Annotated in this window: 18 protein-coding genes; 12 read left to right on the plus strand and 6 right to left on the minus strand. The window is 33.0% G+C overall.

Going from position 1 to position 20243, the window contains the following annotated elements:
* Window positions 1–35: 35 nt before the first annotated feature.
* The 6 genes from Q0870_RS05710 to Q0870_RS05735 all read left to right on the plus strand — a co-directional run bounded on the left by Q0870_RS05710 (window position 36) and on the right by Q0870_RS05735 (window position 7176).
* Entirely contained in the window at window positions 36–1142 is a 1107-nt protein-coding gene (locus Q0870_RS05710) for an ABC transporter permease (RefSeq protein WP_298553285.1), read from the plus strand.
* Between the two features lie 302 nt (window positions 1143–1444).
* Window positions 1445–2293 carry an ABC transporter ATP-binding protein gene (locus Q0870_RS05715; RefSeq protein ID WP_298553287.1) on the plus strand — a complete coding sequence of 283 codons (849 nt, stop codon included), beginning with the start codon at window positions 1445–1447 and terminating at the stop codon, window positions 2291–2293.
* Window positions 2294–2301: 8 nt separating this feature from the next.
* Window positions 2302–3129, plus strand: coding sequence for an ABC transporter ATP-binding protein (locus Q0870_RS05720; protein ID WP_298553289.1), 828 nt, complete (start codon window positions 2302–2304; stop codon window positions 3127–3129).
* Between the two features lie 143 nt (window positions 3130–3272).
* Window positions 3273–4544: an alginate export family protein gene (locus tag Q0870_RS05725; protein ID WP_298553291.1), complete on the plus strand. Its 1272-nt coding sequence runs from the start codon at window positions 3273–3275 to the stop codon at window positions 4542–4544.
* A 200-nt stretch (window positions 4545–4744) separates the two neighbouring features.
* Entirely contained in the window at window positions 4745–6280 is a 1536-nt protein-coding gene (locus Q0870_RS05730; RefSeq protein ID WP_298553293.1) for a YifB family Mg chelatase-like AAA ATPase, read from the plus strand.
* A 17-nt stretch (window positions 6281–6297) separates the two neighbouring features.
* Window positions 6298–7176, plus strand: a complete 879-nt coding sequence (locus Q0870_RS05735) for a hypothetical protein (RefSeq protein WP_298553295.1) — start codon at window positions 6298–6300, stop codon at window positions 7174–7176.
* A gap of 315 nt (window positions 7177–7491) precedes the next feature.
* Here Q0870_RS05735 and Q0870_RS05740 read toward each other — a convergent pair whose 3' ends face one another.
* Window positions 7492–8001 carry a tail fiber domain-containing protein gene (locus tag Q0870_RS05740; RefSeq protein ID WP_298553296.1) on the minus strand — a complete coding sequence of 170 codons (510 nt, stop codon included), beginning with the start codon at window positions 7999–8001 and terminating at the stop codon, window positions 7492–7494.
* A 138-nt stretch (window positions 8002–8139) separates the two neighbouring features.
* On the opposite strand from Q0870_RS05740, the gene Q0870_RS05745 reads away from it, so the two are divergent.
* The 4 genes from Q0870_RS05745 to Q0870_RS05760 are packed head-to-tail and all read left to right on the plus strand — an operon-like array spanning window position 8140 to window position 11589.
* On the plus strand, window positions 8140–9246 hold the full coding sequence (locus Q0870_RS05745; RefSeq protein ID WP_298553297.1) for a DUF2891 domain-containing protein: 1107 nt from the start codon (window positions 8140–8142) through the stop codon (window positions 9244–9246).
* Window positions 9247–9259: 13 nt separating this feature from the next.
* Window positions 9260–10000: a 5-oxoprolinase subunit PxpA gene (gene pxpA, locus Q0870_RS05750; RefSeq protein WP_298553299.1), complete on the plus strand. Its 741-nt coding sequence runs from the start codon at window positions 9260–9262 to the stop codon at window positions 9998–10000.
* Window positions 10001–10019: 19 nt separating this feature from the next.
* Window positions 10020–10739: a 5-oxoprolinase subunit PxpB gene (gene pxpB, locus Q0870_RS05755; protein ID WP_298553300.1), complete on the plus strand. Its 720-nt coding sequence runs from the start codon at window positions 10020–10022 to the stop codon at window positions 10737–10739.
* Complete coding sequence (locus Q0870_RS05760) at window positions 10732–11589, plus strand: biotin-dependent carboxyltransferase family protein (RefSeq protein ID WP_298553302.1); 858 nt, start codon at window positions 10732–10734, stop codon at window positions 11587–11589. The genes pxpB and Q0870_RS05760 overlap by 8 nt, the downstream gene beginning before the upstream one ends.
* Here the strand turns inward: Q0870_RS05760 and deoC are convergent.
* The 4 genes from deoC to clpB all read right to left on the minus strand — a co-directional run bounded on the left by deoC (window position 11564) and on the right by clpB (window position 16440).
* A complete protein-coding gene (gene deoC / locus Q0870_RS05765) occupies window positions 11564–12307 on the minus strand; it encodes a deoxyribose-phosphate aldolase (RefSeq protein ID WP_298553304.1) in 744 nt (247 codons plus the stop codon). The genes Q0870_RS05760 and deoC overlap by 26 nt on opposite strands.
* A 217-nt stretch (window positions 12308–12524) precedes the next feature.
* Window positions 12525–13010, minus strand: a complete 486-nt coding sequence (locus Q0870_RS05770) for an acyl-CoA thioesterase (protein WP_298553306.1) — start codon at window positions 13008–13010, stop codon at window positions 12525–12527.
* 50 nt (window positions 13011–13060) lie between these two features.
* The gene (locus Q0870_RS05775) at window positions 13061–13657 is read right to left on the minus strand and encodes a TetR/AcrR family transcriptional regulator (protein WP_298553308.1); all 597 of its coding nucleotides are present in this window, start codon (window positions 13655–13657) and stop codon (window positions 13061–13063) included.
* A gap of 176 nt (window positions 13658–13833) precedes the next feature.
* Window positions 13834–16440 carry an ATP-dependent chaperone ClpB gene (gene clpB / locus Q0870_RS05780; protein ID WP_298553310.1) on the minus strand — a complete coding sequence of 869 codons (2607 nt, stop codon included), beginning with the start codon at window positions 16438–16440 and terminating at the stop codon, window positions 13834–13836.
* Between the two features lie 321 nt (window positions 16441–16761).
* Between clpB and ytxJ the strand changes: the two genes are divergently transcribed.
* Window positions 16762–17151, plus strand: coding sequence for a bacillithiol system redox-active protein YtxJ (ytxJ, locus tag Q0870_RS05785; RefSeq protein WP_298553311.1), 390 nt, complete (start codon window positions 16762–16764; stop codon window positions 17149–17151).
* 248 nt (window positions 17152–17399) lie between these two features.
* Here ytxJ and fahA read toward each other — a convergent pair whose 3' ends face one another.
* Window positions 17400–18680, minus strand: coding sequence for a fumarylacetoacetase (gene fahA / locus Q0870_RS05790; RefSeq protein WP_298553312.1), 1281 nt, complete (start codon window positions 18678–18680; stop codon window positions 17400–17402).
* A gap of 229 nt (window positions 18681–18909) precedes the next feature.
* Between fahA and glyA the strand changes: the two genes are divergently transcribed.
* Entirely contained in the window at window positions 18910–20181 is a 1272-nt protein-coding gene (glyA, locus tag Q0870_RS05795) for a serine hydroxymethyltransferase (protein WP_298553313.1), read from the plus strand.
* The last annotated feature ends 62 nt before the right edge of the window (window positions 20182–20243 follow it).

Consider the following 20243-nt stretch of genomic DNA (forward strand, 5'->3'; position numbering starts at 1 on the left):
TGATAAAAAACGAGTAACACTAAAACAAAGCACTGATGAAGCAAAGTTTAACATTAGGAAAAGTAACCAAATTTATGGGTTTAGGTTTTCTAACCACAATAAAAGACCTGTTTACTGGGAAGCTAGAAAAGGAAGATTTTAAAAACTTTCTACGTAAAGTAGTCGTACCAATTGCTTCCATTTTATTATTTATTGGTTTGTGGCACATGGGCTCTAAGAGTTTGTATAACATTGAAGCCGAATTTAAAATTGAAAAAGCGCTAAACGATCAAGGTCCTGCAGCTGCAGAAGCTTTAAGAACATGTATAGCATCTGGAGATTCTAGTTGCCAACCTAATACGTTGCCATCTCCTAGTCAAGTATGGAGTTCCTACCAATCGTTATTAAGAGACCATAATATTATTAGTGCAGATAAAGCGGCTTTTATTGAAAAGACTGCGGCTTTAAATGAAAAGCGTTTAGCAGAGGGAAAAGATGCAATTGTATACACAGGAAGACCATCTTTTGTCGACCAAATTTTTAGAAGTTTGCAAACGGTTTTTGCAGGATTTTTATTAGCCTTATTAATTGCGGTGCCTTTAGGAATTTTTATAGGATTGAGCCCGACGTTGAAGAGTTCGTTCAATTGGTTTATTCAGATTTTCAAACCAGTTTCACCTGTTGTTTGGTACTTATTAGTATTCATGATTGTGAAAACATTATTGATTGGTTCTAGTGAGGATAGCTCGTTTACCATTTCGTTTATAAGTGTTGGTTTATGCTCGATGTGGGCAACTTTAGTGAATACAGCTATGGGCGTTTCATCGGTAGATAAAGATTACATTAATGTTGCTAAAGTTTTAAAATTAGGACCTTTTCAGAAGATATTTAAAGTAGTATTACCATCGTCTTTACCATTAATTTTTACAGGGTTGAAAATTACCTTATCGGTAGCGTGGATGGTTTTAATTGCTATTGAATTATTGGCACAAAGTCCGGGATTAGGATTGTTTGTTTGGGAAGAATTCCAGAATGGTGCGAACGACTCTAATGCTAAAATAATTGTTGCCATGTTTGTGATTGGTATTATTGGTTTCTTGTTAGATAGGTTGATGTTGACGATTCAGAACTGGGTTAGTTTTGATAAGACGGATGCGATTTAGATGAGTTGGAATTTGGAAGCACGAAGACCGAAGACAGAAGACAGAAGTTAGCTTGTTTGCGAAAAAAAGCAAATAATAAATAAAGCAAATGAGTAAGAGTTCCCCTCCTTTGGAGAGGTTAGGGGAGGCTTCCGCGTTAGGGATTGAAGTGGATAGCCCACAACCCGACGTAGGAGGTGCGAGGACTTGTAACGGAAAGCCTGACCCCTTTTCGGGGTAACGCCCAAAAATATAAAGTTTAATTATGTAACCGTAATAATTGACTAAACAACTAAACGAATTAACGAATAAACAGCAGTAAAATGGCCTATTTAGAATTAAATAATATATATAAAACGTACGAACAAGGCGGGAGCGAAACCGAGGTGCTTTCTAACATTAATTTGACGATAGAAGAGGGTGAGTTTGTAGCGATTGTTGGGTTTACGGGGAGTGGGAAAACGACGCTGGTAAACTTGATTAATGGCTTGCTTGAACCGACTAAAGGCGAAGTTTTGTTTAAAGGGAAACCTGTGCAGGGGACCAGCCATGAGCGTGGTGTAATTTTTCAGAATTACTCCTTGTTGCCTTGGTTAACCGTTGGACAGAATGTGTATATGGCTGTGAAGGAGGCATTCCCTAAGAAGTCTAAAAGCGAGTTGAACGCTATTGTTGCGGATTACGTGGAGATGGTTAGTTTGACGCCTGCAATTAATAAACGTCCGAAAGAATTATCGGGTGGGATGCGTCAACGTGTGGCGGTTGCACGTGCTTTGGCCATGAAACCTGAGATGATTATTATGGACGAACCGCTTGGGGCTTTAGATGCTTTAACGCGTGGAAATTTACAGGACGAAATTCTTAATATTTGGGGGAAAGAGAAACGTACAGCGTTACTCATTACCAATGATGTGGATGAGGGGATTTATATGGCAGACCGTATTATTCCGTTGCGTCCAGGGCCAAATGCAACGTTGGGGCCTGAGTTTAAAATAGATTTAGATAGACCTCGCGATAAAACCGAAATGAACGATAACCCGAATTTTAAGAACACACGAAATGCGATTATTGAGTATTTGATGGATATAGGCGCAGAGCGAAAAGTTGAGGCTAGTGAAGGATTTGTGCTTCCAGAATTAACTCCGAAAGATTTTGTTAACCGATTTAAATAAGCATCAAGATGAGTACTATAATTAAAAATAAAACAAAAATTATTACGGAGACATCTGGATTTCCTTCTAAGGATGTGATGCTAGATTTAAAGGATTTAAAGAAAATATACCCAACGCCAAAGGGCGATTATGTGGTGCTTGAAGATTTAAATCTTCAAATTCGTAAAGAGGAGTTTGTGACGATTATTGGGCATTCGGGTTGTGGTAAAACAACAATGCTCTCTATGATTGCGGGATTGAACCCTATTTCTGGCGGTAATATTTCGGTGCTTGGAAAACATATTAAAGGCCCAGGACCAGATAGAGGCGTTATATTTCAAGCGCCTAGTTTAATGCCTTGGATGACGGCGTTACAGAATGTGCTTTTGGGTGTAAATCAGGTGTTTCCTGATGCTACAAAAAGTCAACGTAATGATGTTGCAAAGTACTATTTGCAAAAGGTTGGTTTGGAAGATGCTTTTAATAAGCGTGCTTCGGAATTATCACAAGGAATGCAACAGCGTGTTGGGATTGCTAGAGCATTCGCCATAAAACCTAAAGTGTTGTTATTAGATGAGCCTTTTGGAATGTTAGATTCTTTAACACGTGGTGAACTTCAAGATATCCTAATTGAAATTTGGAATAAAGAAAAAATTACCGCAGTTATGATTACGCACGATGTGGATGAGGCTATATTTTTAGCAGACCGTGTTGTGATGATGACTAGCGGACCTAAAGCGAAAATTGGAGATGTTTTAGATATCGATTTTGAAAGACCTAGAACTCGAAAATCTGTATTAGAACACAATGATTACTACAAATATAGAAAACATTTAATTGACTTTTTAGAGCATTAAATAATAAACAAGATAAAAATATCTTTTTAGATTATGAAACATGAGAAATGTCATAATCTTAGGATAAGTACAACCATATATTTGCATTACAAATTAGATATAATAAAATAATTAACAGAAAATCAATATTAAAAACAAGTAAAATGAAAAAACAATATGTATTAATAGGTTTGATAGCATTGATAGTTCAATTTGCACAGGCGCAGTTTACATTAGATGGAGAATTTAGACCAAGGACAGAATACCGTAACGGATTTGGAAGCATTATTCCTAAGGCTTTAGAACCAGGCTTTGGTATTTCAACTAGAATACGCCTAAACGCAGGTTATGAAGTGGATGCGTACAAATTTTATGTGAGTTTTCAAGATGTATTGGTTTGGGGTGAAAACAGACAAATTTTACCATTTGACCAAAATAATTCGTTTGCTGTTTTTCAAGCTTGGGCAGAATTAAATTTAGGTTCTGGCTGGTCTACAAAATTAGGACGTCAGGTATTATCTTATGATGATCAACGTATTCTTGGCGGATTAGATTGGGCTCAACAAGGGCGTAATCATGATGCTGGACTACTAAGGTATAAAAAAGACAAATTTGCATTGGATGTGGCATTGGCATTTAATCAAGATTACTCACATCCAACAGGGTTTATTTCGGTAGCAAATGTGTATAACACATCAGGATTCTTTTCTTATAAAACGATGCAAATGGCTCATTTAAGTCAAGATTGGAAAAACTTTTCTGGTAGTTTACTATTAATGAATAATGGTTTCCAAAACGATGCAGCTGGTTTAAATGATGTTGCTAATTTACAGACTATTGGAACACATTTAAAATATAAAAATGGTGCGTTTGGTGCAGCAGCAAATGTTTATTTACAAACTGGTGAAGCTATTTATGGAACATCGTATAAAGATGTTAGTGCATCTTTGTTAGGTCTTGATTTAACATTTAAAACATCTGATAAAGTTACTTTAGGAGCAGGGCTAGAAATTATTAGTGGAAATGATGAGACAGATCCAACAAAAACAGGTGCCTTCTTCCCGTTATATGGTACTAATCACAAATTCAATGGTTTTATGGATTATTTCTATGTAGGTAATCATGCTAATAATATAGGTTTAGTTGATATTCATGCTAGTGCTAACTTTAAACTAAGTGATACTTCAAGCTTATTAGTAAAAGCTTTAAACTTTAGTGGAGAACAAGATTTGCCAAGCGGAGAAAGTGCTTTAGGAACAGAAATAGATTTAGTTTTCAAAAAGAAATTTAAAGGTTATGCTTTAGTTGTTGGATACTCACATATGTTTGCTAGTGATGGTATGTATGAACTTAAAGGTGTTACTGAAGAAGTAGCAGCTGATATGCAAAACTGGGCATGGGCTATGTTAGTTTTAAAGCCAAAATTTTTAAATTAAATAAAAATTATAAACAATCATCGGTGAATTGATAGTAATGTAGTGTTACAAATTTTTATTTCAATTCATAAAAATCCCGCCTTGGCGGGATTTTTTTTATCTCTATATCTCAATAGCTAATAGGGATATTTTCTATGTCCTATTTTAAATCATGAAATATTCCAAATACATTTCTTACATTTAAGCAGTAAATAAAAAATATGCTTAAAAAAGTTTTTGCTAGTGCCGTTTTTGGTGTTGAAGCGTCTACAATAACGGTTGAGGTAAACGTAGATAAAGGTGTTGGTTATCATTTAGTTGGGTTGCCAGATAATGCTATTAAAGAAAGTAATTTTAGAATTGCAGCAGCGCTTCAAAATAACGGTTACAGAATTCCAGGAAAGAAGATAATTATAAACATGTCGCCAGCAGATTTACGAAAAGAGGGCTCTGCTTACGATTTAACATTGGCAATTGGTATTCTAGCATCCACAGACCAAATTAAAGCTGAAGATTTAGATAAATATTTAATCATGGGCGAATTGTCTTTAGATGGCAGTTTACAACCCATAAAAGGGGCTTTACCCATTGCTGTTAAAGCTAGGGAAGAAGGTTTTAAAGGGTTTATCCTGCCAGCTCAAAATGCTAAGGAAGCAGCTATTGTTGATAATTTAGAAGTTTATGGTGTAGATAATATTGAGCAAGTCATTAATTATTTTGATAAAGGAGAGCCTTTAGAACAAACTATTATAAATACAAGAGAAGAGTTTGAAAAGAGTTTGGATTTTCCAGAATTTGATTTTTCAGATGTAAAAGGACAAGAAGGTATAAAGCGTTGTATGGAAATTGCAGCGGCAGGCGGGCATAATATTATTTTAATAGGCCCACCGGGGGCTGGTAAAACGATGTTGGCAAAACGCTTACCTAGTATTTTACCGCCAATGACTTTGCATGAAGCCTTAGAAACCACAAAAATTCATTCTGTAGTTGGGCGTGTTAAAGACTCTGGATTAATGGCGCAGCGGCCTTTTAGGAGTCCTCATCACACGATATCAAATGTTGCTTTAGTAGGAGGCGGCAGTTATCCACAGCCAGGTGAAATTTCAATGTCGCATAATGGTGTTTTATTTTTAGATGAATTACCCGAATTTAAGCGAGAAGTTTTAGAAGTGATGCGTCAGCCTTTGGAAGATAGAGAAGTAACTATTTCTAGAGCGAAGTTTACCGTTACTTATCCGTCGTCATTTATGTTGGTAGCGAGTATGAATCCGAGCCCTAGTGGTTATTTTAACGACCCAGATTCTCCTGTAACATCAAGTCCTGCTGAGATGCAACGTTATTTGAGTAAAGTTTCTGGTCCGTTGTTAGATAGAATTGATATTCATATTGAAGTCACACCTGTACCTTTTGATAAACTTTCGGATGATAGAAAAGGGGAGACTTCTGTTGAAATAAGAAAACGAGTAACTAAAGCTAGAGAAGTACAAACCAAACGTTTTGAAGATTCTGATACTGTACATTACAACGCCCAAATGAACGTCAAACAAATTAGAAAACACTGTGTATTGGATGACGTTTCCAAAGAACTCTTAAAAACGGCTATGGAACGTTTGAATCTCTCTGCACGTGCTTATGATAGAATATTGAAAGTATCTAGAACAATAGCTGATTTGGAGGGTGTTGACGATGTAAATGGTTCTCATATTAGTGAGGCTATTCAGTATCGTAGTTTGGATAGAGAAGGGTGGTTAGGGTAGAAATGATTTATGATTAAATGAATAAAAAACTGAGTAATAAAAACCATTTAAAGAATTGGTATTTTATAGCAAAAAATAATATTGCTATGATTTTATTGATACCAACTTTAGTAGGTGGCATTTGGCAGATTTTATCTCTATTAACTTTAGGGTTTGAATATATTAGGTTTTTTTCGGTAAGTCAATTGGTTGCTGATGGGTTATTAATGATAATAGTTATTCCAATTATAGTTTTTTTTCCATTTTTAATCTATCATATGTTCAAGTCAATTATGGGTGAAACTATTAAAAAGAAAAATAAATATTCATTCTTAAGAGAGCTCTTTTTTTTGCTAATTTCTATGTTTTTTCTCGTTTTGTTGATTTACCATTATATGAATGGTAATGGTAAACCGAGTTCGTTTTTCTTGTTTTTAACTATAATGATATATATACCATTAATTGAAACTTATTATATTCTCGGGGAAAGAATTGAAAAAAAGTTAAGTGTTTATAGTAGATTGTTTAAAATGAGAAGTAAATCAATAATTCAAAATATTATTACTTATATATTATTTTTGATAGAGTCAGTATTTGGATTTATTTGGGCAATAATTTTGTCGCTTTCTACTTTTTTACTGCTCATCTTGTTTTTTAGCGTTGTTGATTTTTTGGGGGATTACTTCATTTCAGATAATCTTTCTAATATAAAGAACGTAGAGGAAACTATTAAAAATGAATATGGCATATCTCCACATGAATACAGTATAAAATATTTTAATGACAGTTATATTTTTGTTGAGCATATAACTGTATCAGAACATGAAATGCAAAAATTGATTAAAGAAGATAAAGAGGTGCCTAAGGAAATTATTATTTTAAATTTTGATTCACTTTTTAAACAAACTAAATTATAATTTAAGTAATAATAACAACCCCGCCACTAGTTGAAAACAAAACCGATTAAACTTCCTATCGGTAGACCTACGGATTTAAGGTTGTAACTAGTGGCGGTAAGAGTAAGTCATAAAAACATATTGTTGTACCACTAATTACAAACGGGTATTACTTGGGTTGCATTCATATCTTCATAGAACACTTTTTCTTTAATAGATTTAATCCTAAATTTATAGAATGAAAAACACACATATTCTACTGCTTTCACCCGCTACCGCTAGTTTGTAACTAGTGGCGTTATGAGTAAGCTTAAAAACGCCTCTTTTGTTTTTTAATTAGTTGAATATATCTTGCTTTATAATCTCGCAATTAAGTATTTCAATTTGTTGTTGGTTAGCTTCAATTATTTTTTGTTGTTCTTTTACGGCATTAAACAAAACAGCCACTAAATCCATATATTTTAGTTTTAGATGTTTATTGGATTTATCTACACGTATTAATTCTGGCATAATTAATTGTACATCTTGAGCTATAAAACCCATGCGTTTTTCTGATGATTCATCAGATTTATAGTTGTATATTTTTGCATCCAATTGCAATGCTTCATTAAGACCATATTGAAGTAGGGAGATGTTCTCTTTTAATCTGTAATCTGAAAATATTTGCTCGCAGTTTGCATTTTCAAAGCAATCTCCGTCATCACAATCTGTTTGTCCATCATTATCATCATCAATACCATTATTGCAAATTTCTGTTATCGCATTATTAGAATCATCTTCTGATGAGCATGACGATAAACCTAAACATAAGATTAAAATTAGTACATATTGAATTTCAGTTTTCATAATATATTTGATTTTTATTGTTCATTATTACATTAACATTTTAAAAATATGTCATCAAAAAAAGTAATTAGTTTAAAAGTTATTAAGTATAAGTTTTCAATACATTCCTCGAATGGAGTAATTTTTATAAATTGTAAAATGAAAAAATATATTTCGATATTAGTATTAGTGATTATTCTAGGTTGTAATAAAACTAAAGAAGGTCATCAAATTGCAACGTCAGAAATTAAACAAGACATAGTTCCAATTCTAAACCTAGAACAAGCCAACAAACTAGCCAATTTACCTTTGCACTGTATAAACACAGAATACCCAAACAGGCTATCACAAACGTTAGGTGGTGATGAAGATTTAAAATCGCCTACCCAATTACATCCTGCGTTTTATGGATGTTTTGATTGGCACTCATCTGTTCATGGGCATTGGAGCTTGGTGAGTTTATTAAAATCATTTCCAGAAATTGATAATGCTGATGCCATCAAACACAAGTTACTCAATAATATTTCAAAAGAAAATATTGAAGCAGAAGTGGCTTATTTTGATGGAAAACATAATAAATCTTATGAGCGCACTTATGGTTGGGCGTGGTTGTTAAAACTTGCCGAAGAATTACATACTTGGGATGATAAAACAGCAAGACAATTAGAAACTAATTTGCAGCCTTTAACCGATTTAATAGTTGAAAAATACATTGAATTTTTACCAAAATTAAATTACCCGATGCGTGTTGGAACACATTCAAATACAGCATTTGGTTTATCATTTGCTTATGATTATGCCAAAACATTGCATAACGAAACCTTGAAAAAAGCAATTAAAGAGCGAGCTTTATATTTTTTTAAAAATGATGAAGATTGCCCAATGTTATGGGAACCTAGCGGAAGTGATTTTTTATCGCCATGTTTGGAGGAGGCAGCTTTAATGAAGCGCTTATTGCTAATTGAAGATTATAAAGTATGGTTAAATGATTTTCTGCCACAATTGAAAGCTAAAAAATATAGTTTAGAAGTTGGAGTAGTTTCAGATAGAACCGATGGACACTTGGTACATTTAGATGGCGTTAATTTTTCAAGAGCATGGAGTTTAAATAAAATTACTAAAGATTTACCAGATTATAATCATCTTAAAAGCATTGCAAACCAACATATTAATTATTCATTGCCAAGCATTTTTGACGATAGTTATGAAGGTGGACATTGGTTAGGAAGTTTTGCTATTTATGCCTTGAATTCTACTACAGATTAGTTAAATTGGTATTGTGGAAAGTCTAATTATAGATATAAATGTTGATACAGGGGAGGGAATAGGTAATGAGTCTCAAATTATGCCTTATGTTTCGGCTTGCAATATAGCTTGCGGCGGACATGCAGGAGATGGCGAAACAATGAGAAATGCTGTTAAACTGGCAAAACAATATGGTGTTAAAATCGGGGCACATCCATCTTTTCCTGATAAAGAGAATTTTGGACGAACCCGCATGGATATATCTTGTGTTGCCTTATATACTTCAATAAAAAACCAAATTAAAGATTTAGTAACTATTCTAAATGAAGAGCATGCGGCACTTCATCATATAAAACCACATGGCGCATTATATAATTTAGCTGCAGTTGATGAAAAAGTGGCTAATGTTATTGTTGAGGCTGTAAAAGCGTTAGCAATACCCGTAAAATTATATGTACCATTCAATTCGGTTATTGCAAATGTGGCTATTAAAAATAACATACAAATTATATATGAGGCCTTCGCAGATAGAAATTATAATGATGATTTAACACTTGTTTCAAGAAACGAAAGCAACGCCTTAATTTCTAATTCAGATTTAATGTTTGAGCATATTAACAACATAATTTTAAATAAAAAAGTAAAAACTATTTCTGGTAATTTTGTACCGCTTAAAGCGGAAACGTTTTGTATTCATGGTGACCAACCTGATGGGGTTAATATAGTATCCAATTTAGTTGGCCGTTTGAAAAATAAAGGCATAAAAATAAGATGATTATAAATTGAATTTTTTATTGACATACAAGCCTTTTGGAGAGCGAACTATTTTAGTTGAATGGCCACCAGAAATTAAACCGCATATTTTGCAAGATATACTATGTTTTAAAGAAAAAATTGCAAATAAAAAGATTAAATATATAATTGATATAAGAACAGCATATAATTCATTATTAGTTATTTACAAAAAAATAGATATTGATTTTGAATATGAAGTAAACAAGCTTAAGGAAGTATATAAATCTAACGATTATTCTTTAAAAATTGAATCTCGTTTATGGAAAATTCCAGTATGCTATGATGCCATTTTTGGAGTTGATTTAGATGTTATTTCAGAAACCAATAATATTTCTAAAGAAGATATTATTAAGCGTCATTCAAAGGCTATTTATACGGTTTACTTTATTGGTTTTTTGCCTGGGTTTTTATATTTGGGAGGACTAGATGAAACGTTATTTACACCAAGAAAAGGAACTCCAAGATTAAAAATTGAAAAGGGTGCAGTTGCCATTGGAGGAAATCAGACTGGAATATACCCTGATGAGAGTCCTGGCGGTTGGAACATTATTGGGAATTCGCCAATTAATTTTTTTGATACTTCAAAAGATCAGCCATGTTTTGCAAAAGCTGGGGATAAGCTTCAGTTTTATTCAATTACTCTAAATGAACATGAGAATATTAAAGCATTACTAGAAGTTAATGAATTTCAATTAGAAAGTGAGGGCATTGATGGTTAAAGTATTAAAGTCTGGTTTTTATTCTACTATTCAGGATTTTGGACGTAACGGATTTCAACACTATGGTGTGCCGTATTCTGGTGCTATGGATAGATATGCTGCTTCATTGGTAAACGGATTGCTTGGTAATATTAAAACTGCTGCAGTTATTGAAATGACAATGACTGGTGCCACTTTGCTATTTAATTGCGATACGTTTATTTGCATATCTGGGGCAAACTTTAATCCAAGATTAAATGATTTGCCAATTTTAAATTATAAGGTAATTAAGGTTTGTAAAAATGATGTATTGTCCTTTGGGAAATTAGAATTAGGTTTTCGTTGTTATTTGGGTGTTTCAGGTGGTTTTGAAACAGAAACTATAATGGGTAGCAAAAGCATGTATCGAGGTATTACTTCAAAGTATGTTATAAAAAAACATGATGAGTTGAGTATTTTTAAGTCTTCAGTAGTTAGAGGCGAGCTTCATGCTAAACTCAGAATCAATAAATCTTATTTAGAAACGTTTATTATTGAAGTTTTTAAAGGCCCAGAATTCGACTTGCTAACCAATACACAACAAGAAAAATTGCTTACAAATTCATTCACTATTTCGATGAAAAACAATAGAATGGCATATCAAATAGAAGAATTTCTAGAAAATAATTTAGAAGCTATTATAACATCAGCAGTTCTTCCTGGAACTGTTCAGTTAACACCTTCAGGAAAATTAATTGTTTTAATGCGAGATTGTCAGACTACAGGTGGTTACCCAAGAGTTTTACAATTAAAAGAATCCTCTATAAATATCTTAGCTCAAAAGTATACTAACAACAAAATTAACTTTAAACTCCTTTCGATGTCTTTGTAGTAACAGAGGTGGAAGAAGGACTTTTTAACACTGTTTCAATATAATTTGTATAAATTTTTGTGTTTCTTATTTGTCTACGGCTCTTAGTGGCTTTTATGGCAGTAGAAGTGCCAATTCGGTCGGCGCCAGCATCAATATATTTTAAGGCTAAGTCAAAATCACCAATACCTCCTGAAGCTTTAATTTTCGCCTTATTTCTTACTGTTTTTTTTATAATTTTCACAGCAGTTAAAGTAGCACCACTTTTAGAAAACCCTGTAGAAGTTTTAATAAAATCTGCTTTTGCATCTAAGCATATTTCACTAGCTTTTATGATTTCATTTTTATTTAATTCTGAAATTTCAAGAATAACTTTTAAAGGTGTTTTTCCTATGGCTAATTTTACATCAATAATGTCTTTTAGAACAGAAACATGATTTCTACTTTTTAAATAGCCTAGGTTAATAACCATGTCAATTTCATCTGCGCCATCTTCAATAGCTTTTTCAGCTTCAAAAACTTTAGCTTCTGTAGACATGCTTCCCAACGGAAATCCCACAACTGTACAGACTTTAACATTAGAATTTTCTAATAACTGTTTAGCCAATGAGACATAACAACTATTAATACAAACACTGTAAAATCCATTAACTTTAGCATTATTGCATAAGTCTATGATTTCTCGCTCGGTTGTAGAAGATTTTAATAATGTATAGTCAATGTAATTGGAAATGTCCATAGGTTATAAGTAGGTTTTATGTGTTAATGATTTAATTCTTGAGGAAATGAAAAAAATCAAATATTATTTATTTAAATGTTTGTCGGGGCATTCTTATAAGCTAAATTATTAATTTATATGAATAAATCTATATAAAACATTAAATTTTAGATTAACGGTAACCCATATTATCTTTTAACTAGATATACGGTAAAAAAGTGTGTTTTGGACGATATATTTATATCAAATTTGGTTTTAGTTGCTTGAAACGAGTTTCAAATATTGTCGCATCTACTGATCTGTATACATTTTTAAACAATTGCAATAAATCCGTTGAATGTATTTCTCTTTTTTGTGATACTAAGTTAAAATGAGCAAAACCAGACCAAATTATAGATTTTATATGAGTTTTTTCTTCATTATACATACGCATTTCAACTAATAAATTTTTAGTATCAAATTTTATTAATTGCGACTCTATAACAACTGTTTCCATTAAAAGTGCAGGTTTTAAGTAAGCGATTTGATTTGAAATAGAAACCCAACTTTTACCTTCTAGTTTAGCTTTTTTGTAAATATCTAAGTTATAATCCTTAATTAGAACATCTTCTCGATGATTCATAAAGTAATTAATATAACTACCGTTATTAAGATGATTAAAAGGGTCGCAATCTTGAAACCTGATTTTAGTTTTACTTTCTAGCACTTTTGGAAGTTGATTCATAATTTTAAATTTAAAATATACCAATTGGTATATTATGAGTTAAAAAAATATTATTGTTTTAATTCGTTAGTAATAATATGGTTAATAAGATTCATGGTATCTTTCATGTAAAATTCATCATTCATAGTATAAGTCATAAAAATTGCTCCTTGAATCATAGTATCAATACGTTTTGCGTATTGCATGGCATTAACTTCTGATGAAATCTCACCAATTTCAATAGCGTTTTCAATAATACTACACAACTTGTCTTGAATGCGTTGAATAACATCTCTAACTTTATTTAGTAACTCTGAATTACTATTATTTGCATCAACACCAATATTTAAAACGGGACAGCCGCCAAGTTGTTTGCTGAAATGGTAATAGTTTTTGTAAAAATCTGTAATTAAATATAACTTTTGAATTGGCGAATTGCTTTGTTCTAAATGAATTGATAGTGGTTTCATTAATGATTTAACCATAAATTTAAATGAAGCTAAAGCAAGTTCTTCTTTGTTTTTAAAGTTTCCGTAAATGGCTCCTTTGGTTAGACCCGTTGCATTTGTTATATCAAACATACTTGTTGCTGCATAACCATTTTTATTAAAAATAGGAGCGACAGTTTCTATAATGTATTGCGAAGTGAGTTCAGCTTTTGTTGTCATAACTTGTACAAATATATTAAAAAATATACCAATCGGTATATTTTGAATTTATTTTATTCGGTAAAAAAGGAAAAGCAACACTCATCTTAATAATTAGATTCATGTTGCTTTTCAACTAACCAACCACTTAATAGACTATCTGTAAAAGAAAATGTTACAAATAATACTATTAATTTTTAAAATTCTTCAGTAACTAAATCGCCTTGATTTCTAAAAACTAACTTATCATCAAAGGCATCAAGTAAAATGATGCTATCTGTAGTTACTTTACCGGATAAAATTTCTTTACTCAGGGCATTTAAAACTTCTTTTTGGATTACGCGTTTTACAGGTCGTGCACCATATTCTGGATTATAGCCTTTATTTGCTAAATAGGCTATGGCCTCAGGTGTGGCATCGAAAGTAATGCCTTGTTCTGCTATCATTTTTGTAACACTTTTTAACTGTAATCCAACAATTTCTACTATGTTTTCTTTACTTAGTGGTGTAAACATTACCGTGTCGTCAATTCTGTTTAGGAATTCTGGACGTACTGTTTGTTTTAACAAGGCTAAGACATCCACTTTTGCAGCTTCAATGGCTGAGTCAATATCTTTAGTAGCCTCAAAACGCTCTTGTATAATGTTGCTTCCCGTATTTGAAGTCATGATAATGATTGTGTTTTTGAAATCAGCAACTCGTCCTTTATTATCTGTTAAGTGGCCTTCATCTAGTACTTGTAAAAGGATATTAAATGTATCTGGGTGTGCTTTTTCAATTTCATCCAGAAGCACTACAGAATATGGTTTTCTTCTAACAGCCTCGGTTAACTGTCCACCTTCATCATAACCAACGTATCCTGGAGGTGCACCAACTAATCTACTAACAGCATGGCGCTCTTGATACTCACTCATATCAATTCGAGTCATGGCATTTTCATCATCAAATAAGTATTCAGCTAAAGCTTTTGCTAATTCTGTTTTACCCACACCTGTTGTTCCTAGGAACAGGAATGTTCCAATAGGTTTTTTAGGGTTTTGTAAACCAGCTCGACTTCGTCGCACAGCATCACTTACCGCTTCAATAGCTTCTTCTTGACCAACTACACGTTTATGCAATTCGTTTTCCAATTTTAAAAGTTTTTCACGATCGCTTTGAAGCATTTTAGTAACAGGGATTCCTGTCCATTTTGCAACCACTTCTGCAATATCATCATAAGTAACTTCTTCTTTTATTAAAGAGGTTTCTGCTTGTTCTTGTAATTTTTTTTGAAACACTTCAAGTTGTTCTTGAGCTTCTTTAATTTTTCCGTAGCGTAATTCGGCTACTTTTCCGTAATCGCCTTCACGTTCTGCTTTTTCAGCTTCAAGTTTATAATTTTCAATGTCCTGTTTAGTGTTTTGGATATTGTCAACGACTTCTTTTTCAGACTTCCATTTGGCATTAATTTCGTTGCGTTGTTCTTTGATGTTTGCCAAATCCGAACGCAATGATTTTAGTTTAGTTTCATCTTTTTCGCGCTTAATGGCTTCAATTTCAATTTCTAATTGCATGATTTTTCTATCCAAAACATCTAATTCCTCAGGTTTTGAATTGATTTCCATACGTAATTTAGAGGCAGCTTCATCCATTAAATCGATAGCCTTATCTGGCAAAAATCGATTTGTTATGTAGCGTGTTGAAAGCTCTACAGCGCCAATAATAGCTTCATCCTTTATACGAACCTTATGATGCGTTTCGTACTTTTTTTTAATACCTCTAAGAATTGAAATAGCACTTTCTGTATCAGGTTCATCAACCATTACTTTTTGAAAACGACGCTCTAAAGCTTTGTCTTTTTCAAAATATTTTTGGTATTCATCTAAAGTGGTTGCGCCTATGGCACGCAGTTCGCCACGTGCTAAAGCGGGTTTTAAGATGTTTGCGGCATCCATAGCACCTTGACCACCACCAGCACCAACTAAGGTGTGGATTTCGTCAATAAATAGTACTATATCGCCATTACTGGTTGTAACTTCTTTTATTACGGCTTTTAAACGTTCTTCAAATTCACCTTTAAACTTTGCTCCAGCAATAAGTGCTCCCATGTCTAAAGCAAAAATTTGCTTGTCTTTTAAGTTTTCTGGGATATCACCATCAATAATTCTATGAGCTAAACCTTCGGCAATGGCGGTTTTACCAGTGCCTGGTTCTCCCACAAGAATGGGATTGTTTTTGGTTCTTCGAGATAAAATTTGAAGTATTCTACGAATTTCTTCATCACGACCAATAACAGGATCTAGTTTTCCGTCTTTAGCTAATTGGTTTAAGTTTTTTGCGTATTTATTTAATGAGTTATATGTTTCTTCTTGACTTTGTGAGGTTACGTTTTCTCCCTTGCGCAATTCATCTATAACTGCTTTCAAGCTTTTTTCAGTAACGCCTTGGTCTTTTAGCATTTGTGCTATTTTGCTATTCGATTTAAAAACAGCAAGAATTAAATGTTCTATGGATACAAAATCATCTTTCATTTTTTTAGCAATGATTGATGCTTCGTTTAATGTTTTTCCAGCTTCGCGAGAGAGCATAAGTTCTGCTCCAGAAACTTTAGAAAAACTTTCTAGTTGTTTATTTAAGGCTTGTTCAAGAATAGAGACATTAACATTTAGTTTTTTTAAGATGAATGGTAATACGTTTTCATCAACTTCAAAAATGCCTTTAAAAATATGTTCATTTTCTATTTGCTGATGCCCAAAACCTTGAGCAAGTTGTTGGGCTTGCTGAATGGCTTCTTGCGATTTTATGGTATAATTGTTTAAGTTCATTTTTTATTTTTTAATCCTTTTAAAAAGGATATTATTTTTCTTTTATATCATCATATAGTCAATAATCTTACCAATGGGTTTTAGAGGACATAATGTCGGTTTAGAGCGTGTTTTTAGTGACTTTTTGTCGGTTTGTAAGCTTTGAAACCTATTTCGACTTATAGGGTGTCTACTTAAATGCGTGATTAGTTTATTTTTACATTTAAGTGAGCACATAACCGTGGCGCGTTAGGGATTGAACGGGATGTTTGAAATCCCCGACGTAGGAGGGATTGAGTAGTGAAAGCCCGACCCTTGGGTAACGCCATAATAAAAAAAACTATGGGATTTATAAATAAATTATTTGGAGGTTCATCTGAACCAAAAGAAGAAAAGCTGTTGCCTTGGATTACTTTAAGTGATTTGAAGCAATTGGATGCTATTGCTAAAAAATCAAAAACAAAAACGCAAGTTGTTTTTAAACATTCTACACGTTGTGGAATAAGTAGAATGGTAATGAATCAGTTTGTAGATGCTTACGATTTGACAGAGAACGACTTAGATTTATATTATTTAGATTTACTGAATTACCGTGATGTTTCGAATGAAGTTGGTTTTAAATTTCAGGTTATGCATCAATCTCCTCAGATTTTAGTAATTAAGAATGGAGTAGTAGTTGCGCATGCTTCGCATGGTGCGATTAATGAGGTTGATTTAAGTCGATTTATTTAATACTGCTTGTTTACAGATTCTTTAAGGCTTTAGTTATAGCATGTGGTTGTAATTTTTAGAATTAATAGCTTTTTGAAATTGTTTTTTGGTATTGCATGATAGTATGAATACTGAAAAAATTGATAAAAGTAGTTTCTTTATAATCTTAAAATTTGGTTATAAAACTATATTTTGGTTATGATGCCGAACTGAAAAACGCCTGTAAACATTAGCTTAAAGACGTTTTTTTTGTTTTAATTTGTGAAGATTTATTTCTTGTAAACAGGTAATAATTTATTAGAGACTTCACCAAACCCAATACGAGTGCCGTCCTTTTCGCAATAGCCCCTCATAATTACGGTGTCGTTGTCGTTTATAAACTTCCGTTCTGTACCATCTTTCATTTTAAGTGGTTTTTCACCTCTCCAAGATAATTCTAGCATGGAGCCATAACTACCTTCGGTAGGACCAGAAATGGTACCACTTCCCATTAAATCTCCAGAATTTACTGGGCAACCATTAACGGTATGATGCGCTAATTGTTGCACCATGTTCCAATACATATATTTAAAGTTAGAGTTACTTACAATATTTTCTTTAGCACCTTGAGGTTGGATGGCTACCTCTAAATTTATATCATAGCTTTTTTTACCTTTATATTTAAGGTAGTCAAGTTGTTTTTTTAGAGGTTTTGGGCTTTCTACTCGATATGGCTCTAGGGCATCTAAAGTTACAATCCATGGAGAAATTGAAGATGCAAAGTTTTTAGCTAAAAAAGGCCCTAATGGCACATATTCCCATTTTTGAATATCGCGGGCGCTCCAATCATTAAGTAATACTAATCCAAAAATATATTCTTCAGATTCTTCAATAGGAATTGGCTCTCCTAAATCATTTGCATCGGTTGTAATAAAAGCCATTTCTAATTCAAAATCAACGAGTTTACTCGGGCCAAAAACAGGTTCGGAAGCTCCGTTTGGAAGTGTTTGCCCTTGTGGTCTGTGTACTGGTATTCCTGATGGAATAATAGAGCTACTTCTACCATGATACCCAACAGGAATATGCAACCAGTTTGGTAAAAGTGCATTATCTGGGTCTCTAAACATAGTACCCACATTTGTTGCATGTTCTATACTTGAGTAAAAATCTGTGTAATCACCAACCTGTACTGGTAATTGCATTTCAATCTCATCAAGGCGAAACAAAATAGTTTCTTTATGTTTTGTGTTATTTTTTAGCGTTTTATTTTCTACATCAAAAATTTCAGCAATTCTATTTCTAACCGCACGCCATGTTTTTCTACCGTCCGCGATAAAATCATTAAGTGTGTCTTGCAGAAAAATATCATCTGTTAACGGAATCCCGTCAAAATAACCTAATTGATGTAAAGCACCAAGGTCAATAGCGGTATCTCCAATGCGTGTGCCTATAGTAATAATATCATCACGAGTTAAAAACACGCCAAAAGGAATGTTTTGTATTGGAAAATCAGAATTTTTATCAACGTGTAACCACGAAGTTCTATCTGGATTGTTAGCGAATAATGCCATAAATTAATTTATTTGGGTTATTGAATTCTTATCAAACGTACATAATTTTTTTATTTTATTTGAAAAAACAGCATAAAATATGCGTAAAATTTAACGGTTAACAAACCGTTGAAAACTTAAAAGTAAATCTGGTTTTTTTAATACTAATAACTAATCAATTTCCTATTTTTGCACATTATTTAACTAGAATCAGATTTTCCATGAAAATGGAAATAATAAAATTATATTTATGCAACGCGACGAACAAATTTTTGAACTTATTCAAGCTGAAAAGGAACGCCAATTACATGGTATTGAACTTATTGCTTCAGAGAATTTTGTAAGCGACCAAGTAATGGAAGCTGCTGGCTCTGTATTAACCAATAAATATGCTGAAGGCTACCCAGGAAAGCGTTATTATGGTGGTTGCGAAGTGGTTGATGAAGTTGAACAAATTGCTATTGATAGAGCAAAATCTTTGTTTGGTGCGGCTTATGTAAATGTTCAACCTCATTCTGGAAGTCAAGCTAATACAGCAGTTTATCATGCATGTTTAAAGCCAGGTGATAAAATATTAGGTTTTGATCTATCTCACGGTGGGCATTTAACACATGGGTCGCCAGTAAATTTTTCTGGTAAACTTTATAATCCAGTATTTTATGGTGTAGAGCAGGAAACAGGTGTTTTAAATTATGATAAAATTCAAGAAATTGCTACAAAAGAACAACCAAAGCTTATTATAGCTGGGGCTTCAGCATACTCTCGCGATATAGATTTTAAACGTTTTAGAGTTATAGCAGATAGCGTTGGGGCAATTTTAATGGCAGATATTTCGCATCCTGCAGGATTAATTGCAAAAGGGATTTTAAATGACCCTCTTCCACACTGTCACGTCGTTACAACTACTACTCATAAAACTTTAAGAGGGCCAAGAGGAGGAATGATTATGATGGGGCAAGATTTTGAAAACCCATTTGGAATTAAGCTTAAAAACGGAAACTTACGTAAAATGTCATCGCTATTAGATTCTGCTGTTTTTCCAGGAAATCAAGGTGGTCCATTAGAACATATTATAGCAGCAAAAGCTATTGCTTTTGGTGAAGCGCTAACCGATAACTTTTTGCATTACCAATTACAGGTAAAGCAGAATGCTACAACTATGGCAGACGCACTAGTTGAAAAAGGATATAATATTATATCCAACGGTACAGATAATCACTGTATGTTAATCGATTTACGTAACAAAAACCTGTCTGGTAAAGATGCAGAGCAAGCTTTGGTGAAGGCAGATATTACGGTAAATAAAAACATGGTACCTTTTGATGATAAATCACCATTTGTAACCTCAGGTATACGTTTAGGCGTTTCTGCTATTACTACCCGTGGTTTAAAAGAAGAAGATATGGGGGCTATTGTAGAGTTGGTTGATGAAGTAATTACTAATTTTGAAAATGAAGCTGTTCTAGAAGCTGTTAAAACAAAAGTAAATACAATGATGAAGGATAAACCTTTGTTTGTGTAAGCCCTTAAATCAATTCAAGTGTTAATTGTAAAAATCCTGCTTTATGCGGGATTTTTTTTGCT

This window comes from uncultured Algibacter sp. (assembly GCF_947487575.1).
Lineage (GTDB): Bacteria > Bacteroidota > Bacteroidia > Flavobacteriales > Flavobacteriaceae > Algibacter_B.

What these genes read in the sequence shown, in the direction of transcription:
- ytxJ (WP_298553311.1), top strand. Translation starts at nt 16,762, where the DNA reads ATGGGATTTATAAATAAATTATTTGGAGGTTCATCTGAACCAAAAGAA.
- Q0870_RS05715 (WP_298553287.1), top strand. Translation starts at nt 1,445, where the DNA reads ATGGCCTATTTAGAATTAAATAATATATATAAAACGTACGAACAAGGC.
- Q0870_RS05710 (WP_298553285.1), top strand. Translation starts at nt 36, where the DNA reads ATGAAGCAAAGTTTAACATTAGGAAAAGTAACCAAATTTATGGGTTTA.
- Q0870_RS05735 (WP_298553295.1), top strand. Translation starts at nt 6,298, where the DNA reads ATGAATAAAAAACTGAGTAATAAAAACCATTTAAAGAATTGGTATTTT.
- fahA (WP_298553312.1), bottom strand. Translation starts at nt 18,680, where the DNA reads ATGGCATTATTCGCTAACAATCCAGATAGAACTTCGTGGTTACACGTT.
- Q0870_RS05730 (WP_298553293.1), top strand. Translation starts at nt 4,745, where the DNA reads ATGCTTAAAAAAGTTTTTGCTAGTGCCGTTTTTGGTGTTGAAGCGTCT.
- Q0870_RS05770 (WP_298553306.1), bottom strand. Translation starts at nt 13,010, where the DNA reads ATGAATCAACTTCCAAAAGTGCTAGAAAGTAAAACTAAAATCAGGTTT.
- Q0870_RS05775 (WP_298553308.1), bottom strand. Translation starts at nt 13,657, where the DNA reads ATGACAACAAAAGCTGAACTCACTTCGCAATACATTATAGAAACTGTC.
- glyA (WP_298553313.1), top strand. Translation starts at nt 18,910, where the DNA reads ATGCAACGCGACGAACAAATTTTTGAACTTATTCAAGCTGAAAAGGAA.
- Q0870_RS05725 (WP_298553291.1), top strand. Translation starts at nt 3,273, where the DNA reads ATGAAAAAACAATATGTATTAATAGGTTTGATAGCATTGATAGTTCAA.
- clpB (WP_298553310.1), bottom strand. Translation starts at nt 16,440, where the DNA reads ATGAACTTAAACAATTATACCATAAAATCGCAAGAAGCCATTCAGCAA.
- deoC (WP_298553304.1), bottom strand. Translation starts at nt 12,307, where the DNA reads ATGGACATTTCCAATTACATTGACTATACATTATTAAAATCTTCTACA.
- Q0870_RS05745 (WP_298553297.1), top strand. Translation starts at nt 8,140, where the DNA reads ATGAAAAAATATATTTCGATATTAGTATTAGTGATTATTCTAGGTTGT.
- Q0870_RS05720 (WP_298553289.1), top strand. Translation starts at nt 2,302, where the DNA reads ATGAGTACTATAATTAAAAATAAAACAAAAATTATTACGGAGACATCT.
- Q0870_RS05740 (WP_298553296.1), bottom strand. Translation starts at nt 8,001, where the DNA reads ATGAAAACTGAAATTCAATATGTACTAATTTTAATCTTATGTTTAGGT.
- Q0870_RS05760 (WP_298553302.1), top strand. Translation starts at nt 10,732, where the DNA reads ATGGTTAAAGTATTAAAGTCTGGTTTTTATTCTACTATTCAGGATTTT.